Annotated in this window: 19 protein-coding genes; 12 read left to right on the forward strand and 7 right to left on the reverse strand. The window is 68.9% G+C overall.

The features are described 5' to 3' along the window. Positions 1 to 34 precede the first annotated feature (34 nt). From cutA to AC5P56_RS02000, 4 genes are all read left to right on the forward strand, one after another. The gene (gene cutA, locus AC5P56_RS01985) at positions 35 to 373 is read left to right on the forward strand and encodes a divalent-cation tolerance protein CutA (protein WP_014648595.1); all 339 of its coding nucleotides are present in this window, start codon (positions 35 to 37) and stop codon (positions 371 to 373) included. Beyond that, positions 370 to 2,751 carry a protein-disulfide reductase DsbD family protein gene (locus tag AC5P56_RS01990; protein WP_053494579.1) on the forward strand — a complete coding sequence of 794 codons (2,382 nt, stop codon included), beginning with the start codon at positions 370 to 372 and terminating at the stop codon, positions 2,749 to 2,751. Before cutA ends, AC5P56_RS01990 begins: the two co-directional genes overlap by 4 nt. After that, complete coding sequence (locus AC5P56_RS01995; RefSeq protein ID WP_134809363.1) at positions 2,748 to 3,311, forward strand: TlpA family protein disulfide reductase; 564 nt, start codon at positions 2,748 to 2,750, stop codon at positions 3,309 to 3,311. Before AC5P56_RS01990 ends, AC5P56_RS01995 begins: the two co-directional genes overlap by 4 nt. 638 nt (positions 3,312 to 3,949) lie before the next feature. Beyond that, positions 3,950 to 6,472, forward strand: coding sequence for a sulfite reductase flavoprotein subunit alpha (locus tag AC5P56_RS02000; RefSeq protein WP_288496613.1), 2,523 nt, complete (start codon positions 3,950 to 3,952; stop codon positions 6,470 to 6,472). A gap of 92 nt (positions 6,473 to 6,564) precedes the next feature. On the opposite strand, the gene AC5P56_RS02005 is transcribed toward AC5P56_RS02000, so the two are convergent. Beyond that, the gene (locus AC5P56_RS02005; RefSeq protein ID WP_288496612.1) at positions 6,565 to 9,102 is read right to left on the reverse strand and encodes a methyl-accepting chemotaxis protein; all 2,538 of its coding nucleotides are present in this window, start codon (positions 9,100 to 9,102) and stop codon (positions 6,565 to 6,567) included. A gap of 203 nt (positions 9,103 to 9,305) precedes the next feature. On the opposite strand from AC5P56_RS02005, the gene AC5P56_RS02010 reads away from it, so the two are divergent. Then, positions 9,306 to 10,145, forward strand: coding sequence for an arylamine N-acetyltransferase family protein (locus tag AC5P56_RS02010; protein WP_197574716.1), 840 nt, complete (start codon positions 9,306 to 9,308; stop codon positions 10,143 to 10,145). A 65-nt stretch (positions 10,146 to 10,210) separates the two neighbouring features. Here the strand turns inward: AC5P56_RS02010 and AC5P56_RS02015 are convergent, their stop codons facing one another. Beyond that, on the reverse strand, positions 10,211 to 10,582 hold the full coding sequence (locus AC5P56_RS02015; RefSeq protein WP_014648601.1) for a VOC family protein: 372 nt from the start codon (positions 10,580 to 10,582) through the stop codon (positions 10,211 to 10,213). Between the two features lie 82 nt (positions 10,583 to 10,664). Between AC5P56_RS02015 and AC5P56_RS02020 the strand changes: the two genes are divergently transcribed. Beyond that, positions 10,665 to 11,381 (forward strand): transporter substrate-binding domain-containing protein, encoded by a 717-nt coding sequence (locus tag AC5P56_RS02020; RefSeq protein ID WP_014648602.1) that lies wholly within the window; start codon positions 10,665 to 10,667, stop codon positions 11,379 to 11,381. A 34-nt stretch (positions 11,382 to 11,415) separates the two neighbouring features. Here AC5P56_RS02020 and AC5P56_RS02025 read toward each other — a convergent pair whose 3' ends face one another. After that, positions 11,416 to 12,315, reverse strand: a complete 900-nt coding sequence (locus tag AC5P56_RS02025; RefSeq protein WP_032959086.1) for a LysR substrate-binding domain-containing protein — start codon at positions 12,313 to 12,315, stop codon at positions 11,416 to 11,418. Between the two features lie 98 nt (positions 12,316 to 12,413). On the opposite strand from AC5P56_RS02025, the gene AC5P56_RS02030 reads away from it, so the two are divergent. Then, positions 12,414 to 12,557, forward strand: a complete 144-nt coding sequence (locus AC5P56_RS02030; protein ID WP_167692587.1) for a hypothetical protein — start codon at positions 12,414 to 12,416, stop codon at positions 12,555 to 12,557. Between the two features lie 7 nt (positions 12,558 to 12,564). Here AC5P56_RS02030 and AC5P56_RS02035 read toward each other — a convergent pair whose 3' ends face one another. Next, positions 12,565 to 13,131 (reverse strand): GIY-YIG nuclease family protein, encoded by a 567-nt coding sequence (locus tag AC5P56_RS02035; RefSeq protein WP_032959085.1) that lies wholly within the window; start codon positions 13,129 to 13,131, stop codon positions 12,565 to 12,567. A 132-nt stretch (positions 13,132 to 13,263) separates the two neighbouring features. On the opposite strand from AC5P56_RS02035, the gene AC5P56_RS02040 reads away from it, so the two are divergent. Beyond that, on the forward strand, positions 13,264 to 14,058 hold the full coding sequence (locus AC5P56_RS02040) for a D-alanyl-D-alanine carboxypeptidase family protein (protein ID WP_134809365.1): 795 nt from the start codon (positions 13,264 to 13,266) through the stop codon (positions 14,056 to 14,058). 5 nt (positions 14,059 to 14,063) lie between these two features. On the opposite strand, the gene AC5P56_RS02045 is transcribed toward AC5P56_RS02040, so the two are convergent. Further along, positions 14,064 to 14,657 carry a TetR/AcrR family transcriptional regulator gene (locus tag AC5P56_RS02045; protein WP_049439310.1) on the reverse strand — a complete coding sequence of 198 codons (594 nt, stop codon included), beginning with the start codon at positions 14,655 to 14,657 and terminating at the stop codon, positions 14,064 to 14,066. A gap of 16 nt (positions 14,658 to 14,673) precedes the next feature. Beyond that, entirely contained in the window at positions 14,674 to 15,270 is a 597-nt protein-coding gene (locus tag AC5P56_RS02050) for an NAD(P)H-dependent oxidoreductase (RefSeq protein ID WP_049407909.1), read from the reverse strand. Between the two features lie 126 nt (positions 15,271 to 15,396). On the opposite strand from AC5P56_RS02050, the gene AC5P56_RS02055 reads away from it, so the two are divergent. Continuing rightward, positions 15,397 to 15,930 carry a hypothetical protein gene (locus tag AC5P56_RS02055; protein WP_169411607.1) on the forward strand — a complete coding sequence of 178 codons (534 nt, stop codon included), beginning with the start codon at positions 15,397 to 15,399 and terminating at the stop codon, positions 15,928 to 15,930. 57 nt (positions 15,931 to 15,987) lie between these two features. On the opposite strand, the gene AC5P56_RS02060 is transcribed toward AC5P56_RS02055, so the two are convergent. Beyond that, a complete protein-coding gene (locus AC5P56_RS02060; RefSeq protein ID WP_049439313.1) occupies positions 15,988 to 16,815 on the reverse strand; it encodes an isocitrate lyase/PEP mutase family protein in 828 nt (275 codons plus the stop codon). A 164-nt stretch (positions 16,816 to 16,979) separates the two neighbouring features. Here AC5P56_RS02060 and AC5P56_RS02065 point away from each other — a divergent pair, with 164 nt between their 5' ends. The 3 genes from AC5P56_RS02065 to AC5P56_RS02075 all read left to right on the forward strand — a co-directional run bounded on the left by AC5P56_RS02065 (position 16,980) and on the right by AC5P56_RS02075 (position 18,853). Next, entirely contained in the window at positions 16,980 to 17,708 is a 729-nt protein-coding gene (locus AC5P56_RS02065) for a DOPA 4,5-dioxygenase family protein (RefSeq protein ID WP_014648610.1), read from the forward strand. 273 nt (positions 17,709 to 17,981) lie between these two features. Further along, positions 17,982 to 18,431, forward strand: a complete 450-nt coding sequence (gene aroQ, locus AC5P56_RS02070; RefSeq protein ID WP_032959080.1) for a type II 3-dehydroquinate dehydratase — start codon at positions 17,982 to 17,984, stop codon at positions 18,429 to 18,431. Continuing rightward, the gene (locus tag AC5P56_RS02075) at positions 18,428 to 18,853 is read left to right on the forward strand and encodes a lysozyme inhibitor LprI family protein (RefSeq protein WP_032959079.1); all 426 of its coding nucleotides are present in this window, start codon (positions 18,428 to 18,430) and stop codon (positions 18,851 to 18,853) included. The genes aroQ and AC5P56_RS02075 overlap by 4 nt, the downstream gene beginning before the upstream one ends. Positions 18,854 to 18,899: the final 46 nt, after the last annotated feature.

Raw genomic sequence — 18,899 nt, forward strand, 5'->3', positions numbered from 1 at the left:
CCCTGACCCGGCGGCGGCCCTATACTCGGCGGTCATGTCGACCGTCGATCCCGTCCTGCTGCTGTTGACCACCTGCCCGGACCGGGCCAGTGCCGAGCGCATCGCGCACGCGCTGGTCGGCGAGCGCCTGGCGGCATGCGTGACCCGCCTCGATGGCGCGCAGTCGACCTACCGCTGGCAGGGGGAGGTGACCACCGACGCCGAACTGCAGCTGCTGGTGAAAACCACCGCGAGCCGCGTCGATGACGCAATTGCCCGGATCGTCGCACTGCATCCGTATGAACTCCCGGAGTGCATCGCGGTCGAAACCCGGGCCGGCCTGCCGGCGTATCTGGACTGGATCCGGGCACAGACCCGGGAGGACACTGATTGAAGACTCTGTTTGCGCGCGGCGCCGCCTTGTGCGCCCTGTTGTGGCTCTCGCTGCCGGCCTTCGCGCTGGATGAGAAGGACCTGCTGCCGGTGGACCAGGCGTTCGCGCTGACCGCCAGTGCCCCCGAACGGGGCCAGGTGCAACTGCAGTTCAAGATCGCACCGGGCTATTACCTTTATCGCCACCGCACCAGCGTCAAGGCCGACCCGGCCTTCAATGCCGGCGCGCTGCAGATGCCCAAGGGCGACAAGCACCACGACGATTTCTTCGGCGAAGTCGAGACCTATCGCGAGCGCCTGCAGGCCACCCTGCCCGGCACGCCGTCCGAGGCTGCCGGCACCATCAGCCTGGAAGTGCGTTACCAGGGCTGCGCCGATGCCGGTGTCTGCTACCCGCCGCAGAAGCGCGTGGTGCAGGTCACCCTGCCGGGCGCCGGTGCGGCGGCGGCGGTGCCTGCCGCGCGTGCCGGTGCGGCCAACCCGTTCAACAACCCGCTGGCCGGTGCCGGCAACAGCGGTGGCCTGCGCCTGCCGGGCGCGGCCAACAACAGCCAGGCCCTGCCGCTGCCGTCGGAACAGGCGTTCGGCTTCGATGCCATCGCCAGTGACGGCAACACCCTGCTGCTGCGCTTCAGCCCAGCGCCCGGCTATTACCTGTATCGCGACCGCACCTCGCTGAAGCTGGAAGGCAGCGCCGGCGTGCTGGCCGGCAAGCCGCGCTGGCCGGCCGCGCAATCGCATCGCGACGAGCACTTCGGCGATGTCTCGGTCTACTTCAACCAGGTGGAAGTGCCGCTGCCGCTGCGCCGCACTGTCACTGATGCCGTCGACAGCACCTTGGTGGTGACCTTCCAGGGCTGCCAGACCGATGGCATCTGCTACCCGCCGATGACCCGCCGGGTGAAGCTGTCGATTCCCGCTGGCAAGCTGTCCGCCAGCATTGACCAGGCGCCAGCGCGCAACGAGGTGATCAGCCCGCTGCCCGCCGCCGGCGTGCCACGTGAATCCGCCAACGGCGCACCGTTGCGCCTGCTGCCGACCGTCCCCAACGACGGCATTGCCACTCCCGCCGCCAGCGGCAGTGAGGGTGCGCGCAATGAGTTCGCCGCCGACGCGCGCGATGGCAACGCACTGCGCACGCGCCCACCGGCGACAACCCCGAACCCGGACCGTTCGTTCGTGTGGGTGCTGCTGCTGGCGCTGGCCGGTGGCCTGGTGCTGAACCTGATGCCCTGCGTGCTGCCGATCCTGTCGCTGAAGGTGCTGAGCCTGGCGCAGAGTGGCGAAAGCCCTGAGCGGGCACGCAGCCATGCCCTCTGGTACACGCTGGGCGTGCTGGTCGCGTTCGCGGTGATCGGCGCGCTGATGGTGGGCCTGCGCGCGATCGGCAACGCCGTCGGCATCGGCTTCCAGCTGCAGCACCCGGGCGTGGTGGCGGCGCTGGCCTACATCATGTTCGCGGTGGGCCTGAGCCTGTCCGGCGTGTTTACCCTCGGCGGTGGCATCGGCAACCTCGGCCAGTCGCTGGCCAGCCGCAGCGGGCCGGCCGGCGATTTCTTCACCGGTGCGTTGGCCTGCCTGGTCGGCAGCGCCTGCGTCGGCCCGTTCATGGGCGGGGCGATCGCCTACGCGTTCATTGCCCCGCCGCTGAAGGCGATGACCGTATTCCTGTTCCTCGGCCTGGGCCTGGCGCTGCCGTTCCTGCTGATCGGCTTCGTGCCGGCGCTGGCACGCCGCCTGCCCAAGCCCGGCCCGTGGATGGAAACGCTCAAGCACGTGCTGGCCTTCCCGATGTATGCCACCGCGCTGTGGCTGCTGTGGGTGCTGGGCAAACAGCGCGGCGTGGACGGCATGGCACTGGTGCTGGGTGGCCTGCTGCTGTTCGCCTTCGGCCTGTGGCTGTTCGAGCGCAATCGCTGGACCGGCTCGCGTGCGGTGACCCTGCTCGGCGTGCTGCTGGCGATCGGCGCGCTGGTTCCTGCCTGGGGCGTGACCCAGCTGGCACCACCGGCGCGGGCCGCACAGGCCGCCAGCGAGAACGTGGTCGAGTATTCGCCGCAGTTGCTGGACCGCCTGCGTGCGGACAACCGCGTGGTGTTCGTCAACATGACTGCCGACTGGTGCGTGAGCTGCAAGGCCAATGAACGTGCCGTGCTGTCGCGGCCGGAGTTCAAGGAACTGCTCAAGCGCACCAACGCGGTGTACATGCGCGGTGACTACACCAACGTCGACCCGCAGATCACCACGTTCCTTGAAGAGCACAAGGCCGTGGGCGTGCCGCTGTACGTGGTGTACGGCCCGGGGGCGCCGCCGACCGTGCTGCCGACCCTGTTGACCCAGGCGGTGGTCGAGGAAGCGCTGCTGCGCACCGCACGATGAAGTGGCAACGGCCAGCGCTGCTGTGGACAGCGGTGCTGGCCGCCGGCCTCGGCCTGTGGGCCGGGCATCGATTCTCACCCGGCCCGTCTGCACCGGCCGCGCCAACGACGGCTTCCACAGCGACGGCCGTGAAGCCTGCCCTGCAGGTGGGTGATCCCTTGCCGGCGCTGATCCTGCCGGACCTGGCGGAACAGCCGCTGGACCTGCGCGCCCGCTTCGCCGGCCGGCCGCTGCTGATCAATGTCTGGGCCAGCTGGTGTGCGCCCTGCGTGGAAGAGATGCCCGAACTGGCCCGCTTCGCCGAAGCCCAGGGCGACAACGGTGTGCAGGTGCTGGGCATTGCGCTGGATGCTCCGGACGACGTGCGCGCTTTCCTGCTGCGGGTGCCGGTGGACTACCCGATCGTGGTCGAGACGCCGGGGCCACGCGATGCCAGCGTGCAGCTGGGCAATACGCAGGGCCTGCTGCCCTACAGCGTGCTGTTCGATGCACAGGGACGGCGGGTGAAGGCAAAGCTGGGGCCGTTCGCCCACGGCGAGATCGACGGCTGGGTGAAGTGAGGGTGTTTTTGCAGGGCTTGCAGCCCTGCACCCTGCTCAATGCAACGGCAACAGCCAAAGCGGGCTTTCCGTGGGATGGCGGGGCGCTGTGGCCGTGCAGGACACGCCGTAAACCCGTCCGTGGGGGCTCGATGGCGCCATCCATGGCGCCAACGGTCCTGCACAGCCACACCGCCCCACCTTCGACAGATTCCGGCGGCTGTTGGTAGGTGTCGACCTTGGTCGACACATCTGTCAGATATCGATATTCAGAACGGAATCAGACCCCGTGCCGACCAACGGTCGGCACCCACCAAAGCAGAACGTCGTTCCGACAGATCGCAGGAAACTGTCGAAGGCGGGGTGGGTCCGGTTGAGGGGGTGTCCGCGGCATGGATGCCGCGGCCAAGGCTACAGGGACGTACTTGCGCCGTCCCCCGCAACCGGACCCGCCCCGCTTCCTCACAGGAAACCCGCTGTTGCTTCGGCTGTTGCTTCTGAGGTTGCCGGCCAGGCCGGCACTACCGCGGGTGCCGGGCGCAGCCCGGCCGGCAACCCCTGCTTGACCGCAGGCAGGGCGCCACGGAGAATTCCGCGACTAATTCTCATTTGCTGTTGCGCAGGATGCGGGCGGCAGCCTCCCGGGCCCCTCTCCTTCGATGTTCAAGAACGTCCTGTTCCAACTGCATTGGCTGCTGGGCATTACCGCCGGTGCCGTCCTGGCCCTGATGGGCCTCAGCGGCGCCATGCTGTCCTTCGAGGACGAGCTGCTGCGCGCGGCCAATCCTGGCTTCGCTGAGATCGCCGAGCACCATGCGGACGGCCAGCATCCCCTTGCACTCAGCGAACTGGTGCCGTTGCTGCAGGCTGGCAGCGAGCGTCCCCTGCAACGCCTGCGCGTGGATGCCACCGGACAGCGGCCGTCGGTCGCGCGCTTTGCCGGCGGCAAGGAACACTGGGTGTACTTCGATCCGTACAGCGGCGAGCGCTTCAGCGCCCTGCGCGGGCAGGCATTCTTCGACGTCGTCGAGGACCTGCATCGCCACCTCGCTGCCGGTGAGCGCGGCAAGTGGATCACCGGCAGCTGTGCAATCGCGCTGCTGTTCTTCACCCTGTCCGGTCTCTACCTGCGCTGGCCACGACGCTGGTGGCACTGGCGCAGCTGGCTGGCGGTGGAGTGGACGCGCAGCGGCCGAGGCTTCCTGTGGAGCCTGCACTCGGTGGTCGGCACCTGGGTGCTGCTGATCTACCTGATGAGTGCGCTGACCGGCCTGTGGTGGTCGTTCGACTGGTACCGCAACGCGGCCAACACGCTGCTCGGTGTGGCGCCGGCGGCAAAGCACACGGTTGCCGCCGACGCGGCACTGGACGTCCATCGCATCGAGGCCACGCTGTACGCGCTACCCGGCGTGCGCACCGGCTTCATCGACCTGCGCCTGCCGGAGAAGCCGGGGCAGGCGCTGAACGTGCGGGTGATGGCCGGTGATCCGTCGCAGCGCGGCGGCCACCACGACCGTGCGCATGACCTGCTGCAGCTCGATCCGGCCAGCGGCGCGGTTCTCGATGCCCGCCCGTACGCACGCCAGGGCGCGGGCGGACAGCTGGCCACCAGCGTGTTCGCGCTGCATTCGGGCAGCTACTTCGGTGTGCCCGGGCGCGTGGTGGTGATGCTCAGCAGCCTGGGCATGAGCCTGTTCTTCATCACCGGCTGGATGCTGTACCTGGACCGCCGCCGCAGCCAGCGTGCAGCGCGAGGGCTGCGCCGCGCGCTGCCGGCCACGACCACCGATGGCCGTGGTCCGCCGTGGCTGGTGGTGCATGCCAGCCAGAGCGGACTGGGCGAACAACTGGCGTGGCGTGCGGCCGCGCAGCTGCAGGCGTCCGGTCATGCGGTGCAGGTGCTATCGCTGGCCCGCGTCGATGCCGCGACGCTGCAGGCCACCTCCCAGGCGCTGCTCGTGCTGAGCACGTTCGGCGACGGCGAGCCACCGGATGCCACGCGCCGCGCGGCGCGGCTGCTGCTCGCACAACGCTTGGACCTGTCGCGCCTGCAGTTCGGCCTGCTCGCGCTGGGCGACCGCCAGTACCCGCATTACTGCGGCTTCGGCCGCCAGTTCGATGGCTGGCTGATCGGCAACGGCGCGCGCCCGCTGTTCGAGCGCATCGATGTCGATGCCGCTTCGGTGCCGGCATTGCGCCAATGGCAGCAGCAGCTGGGTACGCTCACCGGCATCGTCACCGATGACAGCGTGCTGCCTGCGGCTACGCAGATGCATGAGTGGCGCCTGCTCGGCCGCGACCACCTCAACCCGGGCAGCGTCGGCGGAGCCATCTGGCGTATCCGTCTTGCCGCACCGGCCGACGTGCAGTGGCAGGCGGGTGACATCCTGCACATCGCACCCCGCCACAACGCGCGGCATGCCGGTGCCGTGCTGAAGGGACACGGTCTGGATCCGCTGCAGCCCCTGCTGGTCGATGGCCATCCGCGCACGCTGCTGGCGCTGGCCAGTGAACGCGAGCTGCCCGAGGCCGATGCCGCGCTGGCGGTGCAGGATGCCTGCCTGTGGCTGGCCGGGCTGCCGCTGCTGCCCAGCCGCGAGTATTCGATCGCCTCCTGCACGGATGATGGCGTGGTGGAGCTGGTGGTGCGGCTGGTGCATGACGCCTCCGGTCGCGCCGGGTTGGGCTCGGGCTGGCTGTCGTTGCATGCACCGATCGGTGCCGGCATCGTCGCCCGCGTGCATCGCAACCCCGGTTTCCATCGCGTCAGCGGCGCGCCGATGGTGCTGATCGGCAACGGCACCGGCATCGCCGGGCTGCGCAGCCTGTTGCGCGAAGCTGCCCACGCAGGCGAGCGCGGGCACTGGCTGCTGTTCGGTGAACGCCAGCGCGCACACGACTTCCTGTTCGCCGACGAGATCGAAGCCTGGCAGGCCAATGGCCATCTCACGCGGGTGGACCTGGCGTTCTCGCGCGATGGCGAGGGTGGTTACGTGCAGGATCGCCTGCGTGCGGCCGTCGATGCGCTGCGCGACTGGATGCACCGTGGTGCGGTGGTCCATGTCTGTGGGTCGTTGCAGGGCATGGCCGAAGGCGTGGACCAGGTGCTGCGAACCGCGCTGGGTGATGAAGCGGTGGAAACGCTGCTGGAAAACGGGCGCTACCGCCGCGACGTGTATTGATTCCTGCCGCCGAACGCTGGTGTGAGCCGAGCATGGGCTCGGCTCTACAGTGTTCGTGCAGCCGATGTAGCGCCGAGCCCACGCTCGGCTGACTAGGCCGCCGCGCGCGCCTGCGGCATCGACTGCAAGCGGAACGCGCCCACGGCTTCTGCCAAGGCACGCACCTGCGCCTGCATCTGCGCCGTGGAGGCACCGGCCTCTTCCACCAGGCTGGCGTTGCGCTGGGTGCTGGCTTCCATCTGCACGATGGTCTGGTTCACCTGTGCGATGCCCGCATGCTGGTCCTGCGACGCACTGCGGATACCTGCCAGCAGCTCGGCCAGCTGCTGCACGCTGCCGACGATCTCGCCCATCGTGGTGCCGGCCTGCGCGGCCTGCTGGTTGCCCTGGCCGACACGCGCCACCGAATCCTCGATCAGCCCCTTGATCTGCTTGGCCGCCTCGGCACTGCGCTGCGCCAGCAGGCGCACTTCGGCGGCCACCACGGCGAAGCTGCGGCCCTGCTCGCCGGCACGCGCCGCTTCCACCGCCGCATTGAGGGCAAGGATGTTGGTCTGGAAGGCGATGCCGTCGATCAACTGGGTGATGTCGCCGATCCGTCGCGAGGCTTCGCTGATGCCATGCATGGTCGCGACCACCTGGCCGACCGCCTCGCCACCCCGCTGGGCCACCGCCGCCGCGCCCTGCACCAGTGCATCGGCGCGGCCTGCGGCATCGGCGTTGCGGCCGACGGTATCGGTCAGCTCCTGCATCGACGCCGCGGTCTCTTCCAGGTTGGCGGCCTGCTGCTCGGTGCGCCGCGACAGATCGTGATGGCCGGCGACGATCTCGCCAACGCCGGTATCCAGGCTGGAGGTGGCCTGCTGGATGCGGGTGACGATGCGGCCCAGCTGCGCGACGGTGGCATTGGCATCGTCGCGCATGCGCGCGAACACGCCCTGCAGGTCCCCCTCCATGCGCACGCTGAGGTCGCCGCAGGCCAGCGCAGCCAGCAGTGCCTGCAGGTCACCAAGGTTGGTTTCAAAGGTGGCCAGCAGGCGATTGATGCTGGTCGACAAGGTGCGCACGAAGCCCTGCTTGCCCTCCAGCACGATACGGCCATGCAGGTCGCCGCGTGCTGCAGCATCGACCAGGGCAGCGACCTCGGTTTCCAGCAGCGTCTCCAGCGCACGACTGCGCCATTCCACCGCTACGCCGAGGAACTGCCCTTCGTCGATGATGGGGTTGGCAATCAGCTGGTAGCGCACGCCGGCATGGCCGATCTCGCGCTCCTCGCGCTGGCGCGCGCCGGCCAGGCTGGCCAGCGCCGGATGCAGGCGCAAGGCATCGCTGCCCACCAGATCTTCGGCCTCGCGCTCGAGTTGCTGCAGCAGTGCCGGATTGACGTAGGCCACCTGGCCCTCGGCATCGATCACCATCAGCCCGGTCTGCGCACTGTCCAATGCCTGCCGCACACGGGTGTTGCCGCGCGCCACGGCACGCTCGGTCTCGATGCGCGCGCGCAGGCGCTGCTGCATGTCGACCAGGCGCTGCGCCAGCTGGCCGATTTCATCGTTGGCGTTGTAGACGCGCAGGGTGGTGTCGAGTCGGTCGTCGGCGATGTCGCTGGCGAAGCGCAGGGTGTCCTGGATCGGCTGGCGCACCGCACGCCGCACCAGCACCAGGCTGGTGATCAACACACCGGCGACCAGCAGCAGGGTCACCGCGAACAGCACGCTCATGGTGCGTGCGCCGGCCTGCTGGCGCGCCTGTGCCTTGGCCAGCGCCGCCACCTGGGCCTGCTGGAAGGCGGCCAGCGCCGGCGCCACGCCGGCGGCGGTATCCAGCAGCGATTGCGCCTCTACATCCAGGCCCACGCGGGCGGCGGTATAGCCCAGCAATGCGGCCTGATAGGCCTCCATGCCGTTGCGAAGGGCATCCTGCGCATCGGTCGGCAGGCCCACCAGTGCGAGATCGAACGGCAGCTTTTCTTCGCTCGCACGGTCGGCATGGGTGGAGTCGCCATCGAGCAGCAGCAGTGCCTCCTGTCGGCGCATCTTCTGCAGGGACAACGCCAACGAAGGCCGCTGCAACGCATCCACCTGCGCCTGCAGGGCGTCGGCGGCCTGCTGCAATTGCGCGGCGAGGCCGGCATCGCCACGACCCATCTCATCGACGCGTTCGAACAGGGCGGCCACACCCTGCGAGAACGCGCCGGCGGCTTCGGTCAGTGCCTGCAGCGCCTCGCGCCAGCCGGGATCCATCGGCATCGCGCGCAGCGTCTGAAGATCGGCCTGGAGCGCCTTCTGCGTCGCCAGCAGCTGCGCGCGGTCGGCATCGTCGAAACTACGTGCATACTGGGTCTGCAGACGACGCGCCTCGGCCACCCGCGTGGCCACGCTCGCGGCCAGATCGCTGCCGTGCTGGTAGCTGGCCTGGCTGCGCGCCGCCTGCGTGCTGGCATGGCCGGTCCAGGCGTAGACGGCGGCGATCGCGATCAGGCCCAGCCCACAGACCCACAGGGTCGCCTTGAGCTTGCTGGCCACACTGAGCCGATGCGGCTGCAGCCACAGCAGCAGGCCGGGGGACGCCGAGCGCAGTGCGGCAAGCCGCATGCGCAGGGACCGGAGGTGGGGGACGACGGCCGACATGACAGGCTCCAGGCGGAAGGACGCACCTGTATCGGCGGGAAATGGCGCAACTTTAGGGCGCTCCTGGTTCACTCCCACCGATTGCTGGCGGACGCGGCCTTTGTACCCGGCACAGGCGACGGGGGGATGACACCCGCGCAATGCTTGACCTCAACCCCGGTTGGGAGAGCACAGTAGATCTCCCTCCCCCGCCCGGCGCGCGCATGACGACGCTCGATGTCCCCCGCTACCTGCAACGCCTGAAGCTGGATGCACCGCCACCGCTGACGCTGGCGGGCCTGACCCTGCTGCAGCAGCGCCACAACGCACTGCTTCCGTTCGAAACCCTCAGCTGCCTGCTGCGCGATGCAGTACCGATCGACCTGGACAGCGTGCAGCGCAAGCTGCTCGACGACCGTCGTGGCGGCTACTGCTTCGAACTCAATGGCGGCCTGCTGGCACTGCTGCAGGCGCTGGGCTTCGATGCACAGCCGTTGAGCGCGCGCGTGCTGCTGGCCGCCCAGGACGGCGAACTGACCGCACGCACCCACCTGCTGCTGCGCGTGCAGGTGGACGGCGATGACTGGCTGGTGGATGCCGGTTTCGGCAGCCTGACCCCGACCGTGCCGCTGCGGCTGCATGATCCGCAGCCGCAGGCCACGCCCCACGAGCGCTTCCTGTTGCAGCGCCTGCCCGGCGAGGGGGATTTCGTGCTGTCCGCCGAGTCCGGCGATGGCTGGCGGGCGATGTATCGCTTCGACCTGCACGCGCCGGCACCGATCGACAACGTCGTGGGCAACTGGTACGTGTGCACCCATCCCGATTCCAGTTTCCCCGGCCAGCTGCGCGCATCCCTGACCGGGCCGGACTGGCGACGCACCATCGGCAGTGGCAACTACACCGAGTACCGTCCCGGCCAGGCACCGGACAAGCGTCCGCTGCGCGATGTGGGCGACGTGCGCGAAGTGTTGCAGCAGCGCTTCGGCATGCAGCTGCCGGACGACCCACGGCTGGACCCGGCGATCAACGACTGGCTGCAGCGCTCACGCTCGGCCACGGTGTAGAGCCGGGCCGATGCTCGGATGAGCGTTGGCGGCTGGGTCAACAGCAGCCGAGCATGGGCTCGGCCCTACAGAACCACGCGCGCCTGCAGCGCAATGCGATTGCCTTCGCTGTCGGCGATCTCGGCCACGCGCCAGTCACCGGCATCGGCCGGGCCGAAGCGCAGCTCGGCCCCGGCCTGCAGCGCACGCTCGAGGCTGGCATCCAGGTCGTCAACCCCGATGTAGATGCGCGCACCGTGGACGGAGGGCAGATAGTCGGCCCCCCGCACCAGCGCCATGCTGGCACCGGTGGCCTCATCGGCAAACGGCAGGTAGGCCATCCTGCAGTCGTGCAGCAGGATCGGTTCGTCCACCGCCACCTGCAGCCAGTGCTGGTAGAACGTGATGGCCCGGCCCAGGTCAGTGACCGGTATCTCGACGTGCAGGATGGGGTTCATGTCCGCAGGATAACCGGATGCTGACACTGCCTTGCAGGTCCGTACTGGCATGCTGGACCGCCCTTTCCCCGCGGAGTCCTGCATGTCCCTGGCCGATCATCGTGGTGCGCTGGCACCGCTGGGCTTCCTGCGCGTGGCCATCAACCTGGGCAATCCAGTACTGGCGCAGGGGGACGCGCGCTCACCGCGCGGGCCGTCACTGGAACTGGCCACGGCATTGGCGCAGCGCATGGGCGTGCAGGCACGCTTCACCTGCCACGACGCCGCGGCCGCGGTGGTCGCTGCAGCCAGCAAGGATGCCTGGGACCTGGCCTTCCTGGCCATCGATCCGGCGCGCGCCGACCGCATCGCCTTCAGCGCCCCCTATGTGGAGATCGAAGGCACCTACCTGGTGCGCGAGGACAGCCCTGCGCAGCAGGTGGCCGACCTGGACCGCGATGGCCTGCGCATCGCGGTCGGTCGTGGCGCCGCCTACGACCTGTTCCTCAGCCGCGAACTGCGCCACGCCATGATCGAGCGGGCCGAGACGTCGGCCGCTGCCATCACCCTGTTCGATCTGCAGCGCCTGGATGCCGCCGCCGGCGTGCGCCAGCCGCTGGCCGCCTGGGCGCAGGCGCATCCCGGCCACCGCGTGCTGGCCGACCGTTTCACCGTGATCCAGCAGGCGGTCGCGGCGCCGGCCTCGCGCCCGGCCGATGCATTGCAGGCGCTGTTCGAGGAAGTGGAGGCGATCAAGGCAGGCTCGTTGCTGGGCGAAGCCTTCGCCCGTGCCGGGCAGGCGGTTACGTTGGTACGGTGACTGCCGGACACACGCAGTCGAGCATGGCTCGACGCTATAAATGCGCGTCTGCCATGTGCCGGACGTGCTCGGCCGCCTGAGCGTGCAGCCAGTCGCGGAAGGCCAGGAAGCCGCGATGGCGGGCCGAGCGCTGCGGGTAGACCAGCCAATGCGGCCAGGCGGTTTTCAGTCGCAGGCTGGACAGCGCCACCAGTTGGCCCGAATCCAGCAGCAGGCGCGCCCGCGTCACCCGTCCCAGCGCTACGCCCACCCCGTCCAGCGCCGCACGGTGATGCGCCTCCGAATCATCCAGCACCGCCACGAAGCGCGGCGGCGGGTTCTGCCCACTCAGCGCGAACCAGGCGCCCCACGCGCCATCGGGATCCCCCAGCAGCGGCCACTGGTTCAGCGGCACGCGGTCGATCCCTCCCATGCGTTCGATCAGCGCCGGGCTGGCCATCGGCAGCAGCCACTCGTCGAACAGCGGCTCCACCACCAGGCCCGGCCACTGCCCGCTGCCCAGCCGCAGCGCGGCGTCGAACTGGCGCTGTCGCTCGAAGTCAATCAGGCGTTCACTCGACTGCAGGTTGATCTCGATCTGTGGATGCTCGGCAACGAAGTGCCCCAAGCGCGGCACCAGCCACGCCGACGCCATCGACGGTACCGCGCTGATCGTCAGCACGTGCTCGGCGCGTGCGGCATAGGGCTGGAAGGCCTCGTTGATCGCATCCAGATGCGGGCCGACCTGGTCGAGCAGGCGCTGCCCTTCCAGGGTGAGGGTGACGCCGCGTGGCTGGCGGACCAGCAGTGGCTGCCCCAGCCGCTCTTCCAGCTGGCGCATCTGATGGCTGAGCGCACTGACGGTCAGGCTCATCGACGCCGCTGCGCGTGACAGGTTGCCCAGCCGCGCGGCGGCCACGAAGCCCTGCAGGGCGTGAAGGGGCGGACGGGACATCAGGCTTGAATTCCTCTCAAGGCATGCTTGCGGAAATGTCGCTTTTTCCGCGTCCATGCTGCCCGTATCGTGCAATCCACTCAAGTGGAGGGACGCTCATGAACATCTACGGCAGCCTGTTGTTCCTGCAGGGCCACGTGGCCAACGCCGAACTGGCCCGGCAGCTGGCCCGCCCGTCCACCGGCTCCCCCACGGGTGCGCCGCAACCGGCCGCGCCGGTTCAGAAACCGCGTGGCCGTTGAACACGGCTCAACCTGCATACCAACGCTGGACGTGTTCAGGCAGCCATGGCATTGGGTCGATATCCAGCGCCCGGCAACCGTCGAGGGTGTCACGCAGCACGCGCTCGCCGGGGCCACCGGGCATGCGCAGGCCATCCTCTTCCGGAAGCTGCACCGCCGCCCAGTCGTGCAGCCGGTCCATGCGCAGGCGCTGGGCGGCCTGCAGCCAAGCCTTGAGCTGGAAACAGCGATAGCCCTGTGCGCCCAACGCATCAACCGCGAGCGACAACGCCTGGTTGGCACCACGCACCCATTCGGTGCGACCTCCGGCCTTGTCCTGAACCGTCATCGGCGCCGGCGCGCGGTGCGCCTTGAACGGCGAACGCAGCTGCAGCTCCAGATCACGCGCATCGCGCTCGCTCTCCGCTTCCACCAGCGTACCGGCATCAAGGTCGAAGAACTCGAACCAGCGCCGGTGCAATGCGCTGATGCGCCCGAGCGGATCGCGTGAAAAGCCGATCTTCGCGTAGTCCTCCCACGCACAGGGGAAGACGTAGGCGAAGACACGACCGTCGATGCGGATATGCGGCTGCATGTGCGCAGGCTGCCTCCACTGCAGCCCGGGCGCAACCAGGCGTTGCGGTGGGCGCCGCAGGGCTTTGGCAGTACGGCTTCATGCAGCCGCTGCGGACTATCCTTGCTGGCTGTCGCTGTCATCACCGCCACCATGCCTGCTCCTGCGCCTGCCCACCTGCCGGTCTCGTCCATCACCCTGGACGCGGCAACCTTCGCGGTGGTCCACCAGCACAACGCGGACATCGCGCGGCAACCGGCCTCGCTGACCAAGCTGATGACCGCCTACGCCGCTTACGGATGCGTCGAAGAGAACGGTGGCACGTGGGACCAGGCGGTCACCATCGCCGCCGAGGATGTGCATGCCGTAGCCGATGATGAAACACGCATGGGCCTGGTGCCCGGCGAAACGGTCACGCTGGCGCGCCTGCTGGAAGGGTTGATGATCGTCTCCGGCAATGATGCGGCGCTGGCCATCGCACGCCATCTGGACGGATCACAGCCTGCGTTCCTGGGCCGCATGAACTGGCACGCGCGCCAGCTTGGCCTGCGCAGCACGCGGTTCGCCAGCGTGTCCGGCATCACCACCCCGCACCATGCCTCCAGCGCGCGCGACATGGCGGTACTCGCCGCCTGCCTGCTGAATGACCATCCGCAGATCCTGGCAATCACCGCGCTGCGCACGTTCGCGCATGGCCGCTTCAGCCGCAGCAACCAGAACGCCCTGCTTGGCGAAGACGGCGTGGATGGATTGAAGACCGGCTACACCCAGGCCGCAGGCTTCTGCCTGGCCGCCACTGCCTGCCGGGCTGTGCCCGGGCGGAACCTGCCGGTACGCCTGATCACCGTGGTGCTGGGCGCTGAAAGCCGCGACGCACGCGATGCCCTTGTGCGCGAGCGGCTGGCCGCCGGGTTTGCGGCGCTGGACGACACCACCGCCGACGCCTGAGCGGATCAGCGTCGCTTGACCGTCGCCACGATCAAGCGCTGCAGCTCGGCCTCGGCGCCGACCTTGTCCAGCGCGCCTGCCGCCACGGCTTCGGACAGGGCTTCGGCCGCACCGAGAATCGCCCAGCGTCCGGCCAGGGGGACCGTGCCATCGGCCGCAAACGGGCCCAGCCAGGTGTCGCAGTTGTCGATGAAGTCCTGCTGGTAGCGCCGACGCACTTCATGGAGTTCCGGCGCGCCCACCAGCGCAGCGAGGATGCCCTGCACTTCACTGCCCTGGCTGAGGACGCAGTCGATGTAGCCGGAGGCGATGGCCGCTGCACGATCGGCCAGCTGCGCCCTGGCACGGCCGATACGCTCGTGGAAGACCACCGTCTGCCGCCCGTCATAGTCATCGTAGAGCGCGGCCAGCAGCCCGTTGCGGGTCACGAAGTGATCATAGGCCACCGGTTTGGTCACACCGGCCGCCTCGGCCAGCCGCCCCAGCGTCAATGCGTCGGTGCCTTCGTCGCCGACCAGCGCCCAGGCCACGTCCAGCAACTGGCGGGCGCGTTGCTCGCGGGTCAATCGGCGGCGCGTGGGAGCGGCGTTGGCAGGCATCGGTGGAGCACGGCGGTCAGCGCATCGGAGCACCGATTTTACGGCCGATCGCCAGCGCGGTCTGCAGATGCGCTTCGGCTGCACCGGAATCGGCGTCCAGCAGCAGGTCGGACGACAGCACGCGCGCGCCGCAGTAGTCGAAGATGCCCATGTCGATCTGGGTCTTCATCGCCGCACCGTAGCCGCGCCGTTCGATCATGTCCGCGCCAGCCCCGCCGATGCCGACCAGATGCACGCCCAACCGCTGCAGCTTTTTCTGCACCTTGCCATCGGCGCCGTCCTGGTAGGCCCAGCCTTGGGTGAACACACGATCGATCCAGCCCTTCAGCAGCGCGGGGAAGGACCACCAGTACAGGGGATAGACCAGTACCAGCGTGTCGGCAGCCTGCAGCCGCGCCTGCTCGGCGGCGACGTCAGCCGGAGTCGCGCCGGTGCCACGGAACAGCGCCTGGTCCTGCATGTTGAAGCGCGGATCGAAGCCTTCAGCCATCAGATCGGCGTGGGTCACGCTGTTGGCGGCATCCGACGCGGTGATGGCTTCGCCGATGCGCCTGGCGATGGCATGGGTCAACGCGCCGGGTTCAGGGTGGGCGGTAACGATGAGGGTGTGCATGGGGCATGTCCGGAGTTCACTAACTACCAATAGTAAGTAGTGTCGCCCGGGATACCAGCGCCATGCGTGGGACGCTGTTTCCGCATCCACCGTATAGTGCGGCGGTTCCCACTGAGCTGCCCGACGATGCACCGGTATCTGCTTGCCCTTCTGCTGGCCCTGCCGATGGCAATGGACGTTACGCCCGCGCTGGCCGGTGAACTCAGTCCGGAAGACTCGGCCGCATTGCGCAATGAGGTGCAGGCGATGATGGGCGCCTTCGCCCGTGGCGATACCGAGCTGATCATCGCGCGTACCCATCCCAGCCTGAAGCAGCTGGCCGGTGGCGACGAGGCCTATGCGCGGGCGACCCGCGACACCGTGAAGGCGCTGCGCAAGGCCGGCGTCACCATCATCAGCGACGAGGCAGGCGTGCCGGGCCGCACCTATGCGGCCGGTGACGAGGAAGTCTGCTTCGTACCGCGCCAGTCACTGCTGCGCGTGCGCGAAGCGCCGATGCGCAGCACGTCATTCATGGTTGCTGTGCGACGCGTCGGTACAACGCAATGGCGCTATCTGGACGGCGCGGCGATGCTGGACAACCCGGCACTGCTGCGGCAACTGCTGCCGGCGCTGGAGCCGGGCGTGACGCTGCCCAGGGGCGGGATGGAAGCGCTGTAGTCGCAGGCGCGCGTCCATCCACGCCCGGGCTGGATCCATTGCAGGCCTGGGCGTGTGTCAGCGGAACAGCGCGTTCAACGCCGCGCCCGAAGCCGCCTGCTGCAGGCCATCGAAGCGGCCGTCCTGCAAGATCGGCTCGATGGCCTGCATCAGCCCACCCCACGCAGCTCGCGCCAGCGCACCGCCCAGGCTGACCCGTCGCACGCCGAGTGCCGCGATGTCCTGCAGGCTCAGCGGTGTCCGTCCACCCACCAGCAGGTTCACCGGCTTCGCCCCTGCAGCGGCAACCACCGCGCTGATCTGTTCGGGCGTGCTGATGCCCGGTGCATACAGCACATCGGCGCCGGCCTCGGCATAGGCGCGCAGGCGCTGCAGGGTGTCCTGCAGATCCGGCACGCCAACGAAGAAATTCTCGGCCCGCGCGACCAGCAGCACATCGCCCCCCGCGCGGTCGATGGCCGCACGTGCCGCACACAGTCGCTCGACCGCCTGCCCGATCGGCCGCAGCGGCGCATCGGCCACGCCGCTGGCGTCCTCGATCGACAGCGCCGCGATACCGGTGTCGATGGCCGCCGCCACCGCCTCGCCCACTGCCTGTGGCGTGGCGCCGAAGCCATCACCGAAATCGGCGTTCAACGGCAGCGGTGTCGCGGCCGCCATCAGCCGCAGATGTTCCAGTGTGGCCTGCAGCGAAACCGCCCCATCCGGCCGCCCTTCACTCCAGGCGCAGCCGGCACTGGTCGTGGCCAGTGCCTGGAAGCCCTGCCGCTGCAGGTAGCGGGCGCTGCCCACGTCCCACGGATTGGGCAGCACGAAACAACCTCGCGCATGCAGCTGGCGGAAACGCGCGCGCTTGCGCTGGGTGTCGGCATCAAGCGGGGTCATGGCGGGTTCCCGGGCGGCGGACCTGCACCCTAGCCCACGCTGCGGCGGCACTCAATCACGGCGTGGGCCAACGCGCATGAGGTGATGCCGGCTGCTTATTGGACACCACCGTGCACGCTGCCCGAGCGTGCTTGCCTGCCACACAGTGCCCCACGGAGCCCCAGATGCACCCGGACCCGCAGACCCTGATCGACGCCGGCGACGATGACGCCCATTGGGCCGACCTGCTTTCACCCGCGCGCCGTCGCCTGATCGCGTCGGCCGGGCTGGCCGCTGGCGGCCTGGCCAGCGCGTCGGCTGCCACCGCAGCCGCGCGCAGCGACAACGCCGTGAACACCACCGAACCCGGGCGACCCGGCTTCCGCGCCATCGTTCCGCCGGCGCCCGAGGGCCGCAGCCCTTGGGGCCAGGCCACGGCCAGCGAGCCTACCCCGCGGCCGGCCAGCGTGCGCCCCGGCGAGGCCACGCTGCCCACCCGGCCACGTGCCTACACCGCCATCAAGAGCTACCACGCCCACATCTACTTCGACGAGGACAGCTTCGAGAAGGCCGCGCTGCTGCGGCGCTGGGCCGCCGAGCGCTTCCCTGTGGAGCTGGGCAACTGGAACCTTGAGCCACGCGGGCCGCACGTCACCCCGTCGTTCTATTTCGGCTTCACCAACGACCTGCTGCCGGTGCTGGTGCCCTGGCTGCAGCTCAACAGCCTGGGCCTGACCATCCTGATCCACCCCAATACCGGCGATGGCCGCGCTGACCATCTGCATTACGCGTTGTGGGTGAACCGCGCGCAGCCGGTCAATGCCTACAACTGGCCGGCGCCGAAGCCCGGGCAGCCGGAACCGCTGGAAGAGGTGTTCCCGAACGTGGTGCCGACGGTGCCGCTGGAGATCTGAGCGGCCGGGTGCCGGACAACTCCATGTGGAGGCGCAATGTGCTGCCCACCGGACCCCGTCTCCCCGCATGGCGTGGATGCCGGCATCGTCGGCCTACGTGCGCGCATCCCCGTCCAGCACCACGTTCAGCGCGCCTTGATCCAGCGCCCGCCATACGGCCGCAAGCACTCCGGTAGATTTCAAACATGCGATTGAAACGCTGCAAACTTCGCCGAACTGGACAGCATCCGCCGGTTCCGCCAGACTGCCGCCCTTTCCCGTCTTCCGGATCCCATGGCGAAGCTGCTGGTCCTGCACGGCCCCAACCTCAACCTGCTCGGCACCCGCGAGCCGGAGGTCTACGGCCACACCACGCTGGCCGACATCGACCAGGCCCTGGCTGCCCAGGCATCGGCCGCCGGACACACCGTGGAACGCCTGCAGTCCAACGCCGAGCATGTGCTGGTGGACCGCGTGCAGGCTGCGCGCAGCGACGGAACCGCTTTCATCCTGATCAACCCCGCCGCCTTCACCCACACCTCGGTCGCCCTGCGCGATGCGCTGGCGGCGGTGGCGGTGCCGTTCATCGAGATCCACCTGTCCAACCCGCATACCCGTGAGCCGTTCCGCCAGCACAGCTACTTCAGTGACAAGGCAGTGGGCGTGGTATGCGGTTTCGGTGCAGACAGCTACCGCTACGCGATGGACGCGGCGCTGCTGCGCGTGCAGGCGGCCAGCGCGTGAAGATGCCGCCGCGTGTGCTTGCCGGCATCCTGCTGTGGGCCGGTCTGTGCGGCGCCAGTGTCGCTGCCGAGCGCGCGGCCGCGGGCATCGACTGCGCACAGGCAAGCGGCGGCTACGAGCGCGACATGTGCGATTCCGATCGCCTGGATGATGCCGACAGCGCATTGAACGCCGTCTACGCGCAGGCGCGTGGCGAACTGAAGGCGCAGGCAACCGATGGCAGCTGCAGCCGCTGCGCGGCGGCCGAACAGCAGCTGGTGAAGGCCCAGCGCATCTGGATCACCTTGCGCGATGCAGATTGCGAGGCGGTGTATGCCTTCAATGCAGACGGCACCTCGCGCAACCCCGCGAAGATGCAATGCCTGATCACCCAGACGCGCGACCGTACGCGGCAGCTGCGCGAGTTCTACGAACTGCTTTGAACCGAGTGCAACCGCACTCTCCACCACACTGACATCACGAGCAAAG

It is taken from the genome of Stenotrophomonas sp. YJH_SMC_131, assembly GCF_059367975.1.